General features: G+C 65.0%; 8 protein-coding genes. 4 read left to right on the top strand and 4 right to left on the bottom strand.

The genetic code is table 11. The features are described from left to right. Positions 1 to 48: 48 nt before the first annotated feature. From asd to DM373_RS25240, 3 genes are read right to left on the bottom strand one after another with little or no spacing between them, the layout of a single operon-like run. A complete protein-coding gene (asd, locus tag DM373_RS25250) occupies positions 49 to 912 on the bottom strand; it encodes an archaetidylserine decarboxylase (RefSeq protein ID WP_110996147.1) in 864 nt (287 codons plus the stop codon). A 9-nt stretch (positions 913 to 921) separates the two neighbouring features. Further along, entirely contained in the window at positions 922 to 1,731 is an 810-nt protein-coding gene (locus DM373_RS25245) for a rhodanese-like domain-containing protein (protein ID WP_110996146.1), read from the bottom strand. Between the two features lie 44 nt (positions 1,732 to 1,775). Next, positions 1,776 to 3,311: an HDOD domain-containing protein gene (locus tag DM373_RS25240; protein WP_110996145.1), complete on the bottom strand. Its 1,536-nt coding sequence runs from the start codon at positions 3,309 to 3,311 to the stop codon at positions 1,776 to 1,778. A gap of 130 nt (positions 3,312 to 3,441) precedes the next feature. On the opposite strand from DM373_RS25240, the gene motA reads away from it, so the two are divergent. After that, positions 3,442 to 4,293, top strand: a complete 852-nt coding sequence (motA, locus tag DM373_RS25235) for a flagellar motor stator protein MotA (protein ID WP_110996144.1) — start codon at positions 3,442 to 3,444, stop codon at positions 4,291 to 4,293. A 3-nt stretch (positions 4,294 to 4,296) separates the two neighbouring features. After that, complete coding sequence (motB, locus tag DM373_RS25230) at positions 4,297 to 5,331, top strand: flagellar motor protein MotB (RefSeq protein ID WP_110996143.1); 1,035 nt, start codon at positions 4,297 to 4,299, stop codon at positions 5,329 to 5,331. Positions 5,332 to 5,517: 186 nt separating this feature from the next. Here motB and rsgA read toward each other — a convergent pair whose 3' ends face one another. Then, the gene (rsgA, locus tag DM373_RS25225) at positions 5,518 to 6,549 is read right to left on the bottom strand and encodes a small ribosomal subunit biogenesis GTPase RsgA (RefSeq protein WP_110996142.1); all 1,032 of its coding nucleotides are present in this window, start codon (positions 6,547 to 6,549) and stop codon (positions 5,518 to 5,520) included. Between the two features lie 108 nt (positions 6,550 to 6,657). Between rsgA and orn the strand changes: the two genes are divergently transcribed. After that, positions 6,658 to 7,200 (top strand): oligoribonuclease, encoded by a 543-nt coding sequence (gene orn, locus DM373_RS25220; protein ID WP_110996141.1) that lies wholly within the window; start codon positions 6,658 to 6,660, stop codon positions 7,198 to 7,200. A gap of 92 nt (positions 7,201 to 7,292) precedes the next feature. Beyond that, complete coding sequence (locus DM373_RS25215; RefSeq protein ID WP_110996140.1) at positions 7,293 to 7,904, top strand: trimeric intracellular cation channel family protein; 612 nt, start codon at positions 7,293 to 7,295, stop codon at positions 7,902 to 7,904. Positions 7,905 to 7,920 lie beyond the last annotated feature (16 nt).

The raw sequence follows: 7,920 nt of genomic DNA, 5'->3' as shown, positions 1-7,920 counted from the left end.
AAAGAAAAGGCCCTGCAGATGCAGGGCCTTTTTCATTGCGGCGGCGGATCAGGCCTGGGCTGGCTGCGCCAGCAGTTCACCCATGCGCACGGCAGACGCTGCGCCGAGGTTTTCAGCCCACTTCACCTGCTCTGGCCCGAACAGCACGATCGCCGTGGAGCCCAGCTTGAAGCGACCCAGTTCGGCGCCTTTCTCCAGGTGGATCGGCGCGCGGCTGGCTTCGTCGTAGCGGAAGGTCTTGAGCTCGCGCTTCGGTGGCGTGACAAGCCCGGCCCAGACGGTCTCGATCGAGGCGACGATCATCGCGCCAACCAGTACCACCGCCATCGGCCCACGCTCGGTGTCGAACAGGCAGACCACACGCTCGTTGCGGGCGAACAGCTCGGGGACGTTCTCTGCGGTGGTCTGGTTGACCGAGAACAGCCGGCCCGGCACGTAGACCATCTCGCGCAGGGTGCCGGCCAGCGGCATGTGCACGCGGTGGTAGTCCTTGGGCGACAGGTAGATGGTGGCGAACTCGCCGCCCATGAAGGGGGCGGCCAGGGCCGGGTCGCCGCCCAGCAGCTCAAGGGCGCTGAAGCTGTGGCCCTTGGCCTGGAAGATGCGGCCATGCTCGATCGGGCCGAGCTGGCTGACTGCGCCGTCGGCCGGGCAGAGGATGGCGCCGGGGGTCTCGTCCAGCGGGCGAGCGCCGGGCTTGAGGGCACGGGTGAAGAAGGCATTGAAGTGCTCGTAGGCAGTCAAGTCTTCGACCAGCGCTTCGGACATGTTGACCTGGTAGCGCTTGGCGAACCAGGCGGTGAAGGCATTCTTGAACCAGCGGGCGCGGCATTCAGCGACGCAGCCGGCCAGGCGCGACAGCAAGTGGTGCGGCAGCAGGTGCTGGCTGATGATGAACAAACGGGATTTCATTGAGCGTCCTTAAACTTCTACGGGCGTGTCGGGGTGGTTGCCCCATTCGCTCCACGAGCCGGCGTAAGCCTTGATGCGTGGGTAACCGAGGGCCTTGGCCACCAGGTAGGTGAAACCGGAGCGGCGGTGGGTCTGGCAGTGGGTGATCACTTCCTTGTCTGGGGTGATGCCCAGTTGTTCGAGCACTTGCGCGATGTCCTTGCGGATGCGCAGGTGGTCGTTCAGGTCCATGCCGGCGGTCCACTCGAAGTTGATCGCGCCGGGGATGTGCCCGCCCTTGGCGGCCAGGACCTTTTCGCCGCTGAACTCCTGCGGGCCGCGGGCGTCCCAGACCACCAGGTCGTCGGCGCCCAGGCGGCTTTGCAGGTATTCGCGGGTGGCGGTCGGCTCGCCGTGCAACTGCAGGCGCACCGGGGTGCCGGCGGGTGCCGGCACCTCGGTGGAAAGCTTGTCTGCCGGCCAGGCCTGGATGCCGCCGTTGAGGTAGTGGTAGTGCGGGTGGCCGATCACGTCGAGCAGCCAGATGAAGCGCCCGGCCCAGCCGCCCCCTTCATCGTCGTAGACCACATAGACGGCATCGTTGCGGTGGCCGAGCTCGCTGAACAGTTTCTCCAGGTCGCCCAGTGCCGGCAGCAGGCCGGGTGCTGGCGGTTGACCCAGCTGGGTGCGCTTGCCCTCGACGAAGCGGGCCCCTGGGATGTGCCCGCTGACGTAGCGATTGGCACTGCTCAGGTCGACCAGGATCAGCTGTGGCGAAGCCAGGCGCGGTAGCAGGTCTTCGGCTTCGATCACCAGGGGCAAGCCGGAAAAGTCAGTCATCCACGGTCTCCAGGGTGGAAAGAGCAGCGATTGTAGCGCAAGGCTCAGGCGTTGCGGTTGGCAAACACGGCCAGTGCGCGCTCGATGCATTGCGCGGTCTTGCCGAAGGCTTGCACGCTGACATCGGCCAGCGGTTTGCCGCCCTGGTCGACCACCGCCAGCATCAGCACCTGCTCGCCGACGGCCAGCGAGCGCAGCAGCAGGTGCTCGCTGCGCAAGAACGCCCGCAGCGGGGCTGGCAACAGTGCGGCGAACTGGGCGTGGTTGTCGGGCGTCAGGCGCAGTTGCCCGGCTTTGCTCATCAGCTTTTGCAGCAGTTTGTTCTGCCCGATCGCCAGCGCCATGGCGTCAGCCTCCTTGGGCAGCCCGGCGGTCTGCTGCACGCGCAGGTAGTCGCTGGCCTTGTCCAGGCTCAGCAGCATGATGCGCTGCATGCCGCACGCCAGCAGCGCCTCGCGTGCTTGCGTGGCCAGGTGCACGGTGTTGGAGAACGGGCTTGGCTGGGCCAGCAGTTCCTGGCACAGCGTGCGCCAGTGCGCCAGCGTTTCGGCGCTGGGCGGCGGCGGGGTGAGCATGTCCGGGTGCGGGCGGCGCTGGTGCCAGGGCCAGATCAGCGCTTCGGCCGGGTGGAATAAGGCGTGGCGCGCATGGTGGCGGGCGCTGGCCGCGGCCTGTTGGTGGACCTGCTGCTGCACATCTTCCAGCGAAGTCTGCAGGTACAGCGCGGTCAGCAGTTGCCAGCGCAGCAGGTGCGGATTGTCCCAGCCGACCTGGGCCGCCAGCGCCAGGCCATTGGCGAGCAAGACGGTATTGTGCGGCTGATTGAACCAGCGGCGCAGGGCCGGCTCCTCGTCCAGGCGCTGTTGTTGTGCCAGGGCCTCGGGTTCGCGGGCGATGGCCAGTACCTGGGCCAGTTGCTCGCGTTCGTCGATCAGCAGGCGATAGCCCTGGGTGACCCAGCCGGGCAGGCGCCAGTGCTCGGCCACGGCCTGGCACAACGACATGATGCGCACGCCGAACAGTTCATGCTCGACCGTGGCGGCGTCCTCGCCTTTGTGGATAACCCGCAGCTCCCAGGTGTCCAGCAGTTTCGGGTAGGCCAGGGCCAGCGGCCACAGCGGCGAGAGGAACAGCAGGCTGCCCCAGTGGATTTCCTGCCACAGCCGCGCCAGGCGGCTGGCGAACAGGCCGTTGGCCTGTTGCGCGGCATGCTGGCTGATCAGCAGGAACTGGCGCAGCACCGGCGGGATGTCGTCGCCGGGCAGGGTGGGCAGGCGTGCCAGCAGCTGGCTGGTACGTTCCAGGCCCAGGCGATTCAGGGCAACTTCCAGGCTTTCGGCGGGGTCGGCCTGGCTGGGGCTGGCCGGATGGTTGGCCTCGCGCATCACGCACAGCACCAGGGCGGGGCTGTCCTGCAGCAGTTCGGCGATCTCGCGCAGCGAGCGGCGGCTGTCGCCGATGGCCTTGACCACCTGGTCGTGGCTCTCTTTCGGCACCGGCAGGCGCACCCCATCGAGCAGCTTTACCCAGGCCTCTAGCGTCGCGGGAACCTTACTTGGCACCTTGGTTTCAATTGGCATTTTGACATCAGTCCGAACTGGCTTTTCGCGATGAGTGGCTATAGTCTGGCGCAGTTGTGCCGATAAGTAGAAGAAGAGTTTTAAAGCTCCCGTCCCCGACCCTGACCACGACAGCAAGTGCTTTGAACCTATGGCTAAAATTATCGGCATCATCGTCGTATTCGCGAGCGTGCTCGGCGGCTACGTGCTTTCCCACGGCAAGATCGCGGCGCTGATTCAGCCGTTCGAAGTGCTGATCATCGGCGGCGCCGCGTTCGGTGCGTTCCTTCAGGCCAACCCTGGCTACATGACCATGCATGTGGTCAAGAAGTCGCTGAAGATGTTCGGCAGCCGTTTCACCCATACTTTCTACCTGGAAGTGCTGGGCCTGGTATACGAGATCCTCAACAAGAGTCGCCGCGAAGGCATGATGGCCATCGAAGGTGACATCGAAGACGCCGCCGCCAGCCCGATCTTCGCCAAGTACCCCGCCGTACTGGGCGATGAACGCATGACCGCCTACATCTGCGACTACCTGCGCATCATGTCCACCGGCAACATGGCTCCCCACGAGCTCGAAGGCCTGTTCGACATGGAACTGCTGAGCATGAAGGAAGAGCTGGAGCACCCGTCTCACGCGGTGAACGGCATCGCCGACGGCATGCCCGGCTTCGGTATCGTCGCGGCGGTACTGGGTATCGTGGTGACCATGGCGTCGCTGGGCGAAGGCGACCAGGCGTCGATCGGCCTGCACGTAGGTGCGGCGCTGGTCGGTACCTTCTTCGGTATTCTGGCCGCTTATGGCTTCTTCGGCCCGTTGGCCAAGTGCCTGGAGCACGATGCCAAGGAAGAGCTCAACCTGTACGAGTCGATCAAGGCTTCGCTGGTCGCGTCCGCCTCGGGCATGCCGCCTTCGCTGGCTGTCGAGTTCGGGCGCAAGGTGCTTTACCCCAAGCACCGTCCAAGCTTCGCCGAGCTGGAACAAGCGGTCCGCGGTCGCTAAGCCATGGAAAACAATCAGCCCATCATCATCAAGCGCGTAAAGCGCTTCGGTGGAGGCCACCATGGCGGCGCCTGGAAGATCGCCTTCGCCGACTTCGCCACGGCGATGATGGCGTTCTTCCTCGTGCTGTGGCTGCTGTCCACCGCCACGCCCGAGCAGAAGATCGCCATTGCCGGCTACTTCAAGGACCCGATCGGTTTCTCCGAAAGCGGCACGCCCTACATCATCGACCTGGGTGGTTCGCCACAGCTGGCCCCCGAGAAGACCATCAACCCCGAGACCAAGTCCGAGCCGACGCCTGATACCAGCATCCAGCTGGACAAGGACAAGGTCGAGACCATGGCTGAGCAGGTCGAGCGCGAGCGCCTGGAGCTGCTGCTGCAGGAGCTGCAGAACAAGGTCGAAGAAAACCCGCAGCTGCAGAAGTTCAAGGACCAGATCCTGTTCGAGATCACCCAGGACGGCCTGCGCATCCAGATCATGGACGCCGAGAACCGGCCGATGTTCGACATTGGCAGTGCGCGGTTGCAGCCGTACTTCGAAGACATCCTGCTGGCCATGGCCGACACCATCAAGGCGGTGCCGAACAAGATCAGCATCAGTGGCCACACCGATGCCAAGCCGTACTCGGGGACCGGCGACTACGGCAACTGGGAGCTGTCGGCCAACCGTGCCAATGCCGCGCGTCGTGCGCTGGTCGCGGGTGGTTACCCGGATGAGCAGGTGGCGCGTGTGGTGGGTTACGCGTCGTCGTCGCTGTTCGACCGCAAGAATCCGTTCAACCCGGTCAACCGCCGTATCGACATCATCGTCCTGACCAAGAAGGCCCAGCGCACCATCGAGGGTGAGCAGGGCGCGCCGGACGGACAGCCCGAGGCTACCCCGCCTGCCAATGGCACGCCGGGCGCGGCCGCTCCGGCGGTACCGCCGGCCGGTGGTGCGGCGGCGCAGGAGCCGATGCAGCCCCGTGAACTGCGCCAGAAGCTGAACATTTTCGAGGATGGCGTGTTGAAGATGGACGAGCAGAAGAACCAGTAAGCCGGTTGCTGCCAGACAGAACGCCCGTGATTGCCTATGCAGTCACGGGCGTTTTGCTTTGTGAAGGGCCTGTGGGGGCGGGTTTACCCGCGAACACCGGCAAAGCCGGTGCCATACACCGCGTCGCCTGCTTCGCGGGTGAACCCGCTCCCACAGGGCTTGTGAGCCCAGCGCTCTGCCGCAGCCTCAGTAGCTGTCTTGCGGCAGGCTGGCGATGATCGAGCGGTAGCTGTTCATCCGCTGCTGCGTCACGCTGCCCGCCTCGAGTGCCTTGAGCAAGGCACAGCCCGGCTCGCGGTCGTGTTTGCAGTCGCGGAAGCGGCAATGGCCGATCAGCTCGCGGAATTCGATGAAGCCATCTTCCACATCGTCGCGGCTGACATGGCCCAGGCCGAACTCGCGGATACCTGGGGAGTCGATCAGGTCGCCGCCGTTGGGGAAGTGATAGAGCCGCGCGGTGGTGGTGGTGTGGGTGCCCTGGCCAGACCATTCGGACAGGTCGCCGACGCGGGTGCCGGCGTCAGGCAGCAGGCTGTTGACCAGCGACGACTTGCCCACCCCCGACTGGCCGACGAACACGCTGATATGGCCATCCAGCGTCTGTTGCAGGCGTTGCATGCCGTCGCCCTGGTGGGCCGACACTTCCAGCAACGGGTAACCGAGCCCGCGATACACCTCGAGCATGGCGTTGAGCGTCGGGGCGTTCTCGTCGTTGATCAGGTCGGCCTTGTTGAGCAGCAGCAGTGGGCGGATACCGGCATGCTCGGCGGCCACCAGGTAGCGATCGATCAGGTTGGGGTGCGGTTCCGGTGCCGGTGCGAAGACGATGACGATCAGGTCGACGTTGGCCGCCACCGGTTTGAGCTGGCCATGATTGTTCGGCCGGCACAGCTCGGTGCTGCGTGGCATCTGGGCGACGATCACGCCGATGCCCTGGTTGCCGGCACGCCATACCACGCGATCGCCGGTGACCAGCGCCGGCAGGTTGGCCCGCAGGTGGCAGCGGAATACCTGGCCGGCAGTGTCGCCGTCCTGGGCCTCGACCTCGACCTGCACACCGAAGTGGGCGATCACCAGGCCCAACTGCTCCGGCCCCAGGTCGCCACCTTCGAGCTCTTGCAGTGCATGCTGCTCGCGTTTGGCGGCGCGGGCGGCGCGTTCACCCTGGATCTTTTCGATGCGCCAGTTCTGGCGGCGGTTGAGCTGGCGTTTGGCCATGAAGGTTCCGTATCGGCGGGGCAGTGAGAAAACCGCGGCAGTTTAGCATGGCCCGCCCACGCACCGCCTTGCTGGGCTAATATGACGGCCTATTCGAGGAGCACTTTCATGCAGAACCCACAGAACCTGATCTGGATCGACCTGGAAATGACCGGCCTGGACCCGGACAGCGACGTCATCATCGAGATGGCCACCATCGTCACCGACAGCGAGCTGAACACCCTGGCCGAAGGCCCGGTGATCGCCATTCATCACAGCGATGAAGTGCTGGCACGCATGGACGAGTGGAACACCCGCACCCACGGCGGCTCGGGCCTGACCCAGCGCGTGCGCGAGAGCAAGATCAGCATGGCCGAGGCCGAGGCGCAGACCATCGCCTTCCTGGAGCAGTGGGTGCCCAAGGGCAAGTCGCCGATCTGCGGCAACAGCATCTGCCAGGATCGCCGCTTCCTGTACCGGCACATGCGCGGGCTGGAAAACTACTTCCACTACCGCAACCTCGATGTCTCCACGCTCAAGGAACTGGCCGCGCGCTGGGCGCCGAACGTGCGTGACAGCTTCAAGAAGGGCAGCACCCACCTGGCCCTGGACGACATTCGCGAGTCGATCGCCGAGCTGCGTCACTACCGCGAGCATTTCATCAAGGTCTGACCTTGCCGTGCGCCGACAATCGTCGGCGCGCCCTCTTTTGGTGCCCCGCGCGACTGGGTAGACTGCGCGCCTTTCCCGCACGGACCTGCACCATGTTGTTGATGCTCTACCTCATCGCCATCACCGCCGAAGCCATGACTGGCGCCCTGTCTGCCGGCCGACGCGGCATGGACTGGTTCGGTGTGGTGCTGATTGCCTGCGTCACCGCCCTGGGTGGCGGTTCGGTGCGTGACGTGCTGCTCGGGCACTATCCGCTGACTTGGGTAAAACACCCGGAATACCTGGTGCTGACCAGTTTTGCCGCGCTGGTGACCATCTTCATCGCGCCGTTGATGCGCCATCTGCGCTCACTGTTCCTGGTGCTCGATGCCCTGGGGCTGGTGGCGTTCACCCTGATCGGCTGCATGACCGCACTGGAAATGGGGCAGGGCTTCCTGGTGGCCTCGATCAGCGGGGTGATCACCGGGGTGTTCGGCGGCATCCTGCGGGATATCTTCTGCAACGACATCCCGTTGGTGTTCCGGCGCGAGCTGTACGCCAGCGTGTCGTTCGCGGCGGCGTGGTTCTACCTGGGCTGCGTGTACTTCAAGGTGCCGGCGGAGCAGGCGATGCTGCTGACCCTGTTCGGCGGGTTCCTGGTGCGCCTGCTGGCGATCCGTTTTCACTGGGAAATGCCCAAGTTCCACTACAACGACCAGCAGTGAATGGTGCGCGGCTGCT

This window comes from Pseudomonas sichuanensis, from assembly GCF_003231305.1.
GTDB classification, from domain to species: Bacteria; Pseudomonadota; Gammaproteobacteria; order Pseudomonadales; family Pseudomonadaceae; genus Aquipseudomonas; species Aquipseudomonas sichuanensis.
The sequence above is the reverse complement of the archived record's forward strand: the minus strand, read 5'-3'. Positions and strand labels throughout refer to the sequence as shown.

Coding starts and splice junctions, on each gene's coding strand:
- motB (WP_110996143.1), top strand. CDS start 4,297: ATGGAAAACAATCAGCCCATCATCATCAAGCGCGTAAAGCGCTTCGGT.
- rsgA (WP_110996142.1), bottom strand. CDS start 6,549: ATGGCCAAACGCCAGCTCAACCGCCGCCAGAACTGGCGCATCGAAAAG.
- motA (WP_110996144.1), top strand. CDS start 3,442: ATGGCTAAAATTATCGGCATCATCGTCGTATTCGCGAGCGTGCTCGGC.
- DM373_RS25240 (WP_110996145.1), bottom strand. CDS start 3,311: ATGCCAATTGAAACCAAGGTGCCAAGTAAGGTTCCCGCGACGCTAGAG.
- DM373_RS25215 (WP_110996140.1), top strand. CDS start 7,293: ATGTTGTTGATGCTCTACCTCATCGCCATCACCGCCGAAGCCATGACT.
- orn (WP_110996141.1), top strand. CDS start 6,658: ATGCAGAACCCACAGAACCTGATCTGGATCGACCTGGAAATGACCGGC.
- asd (WP_110996147.1), bottom strand. CDS start 912: ATGAAATCCCGTTTGTTCATCATCAGCCAGCACCTGCTGCCGCACCAC.
- DM373_RS25245 (WP_110996146.1), bottom strand. CDS start 1,731: ATGACTGACTTTTCCGGCTTGCCCCTGGTGATCGAAGCCGAAGACCTG.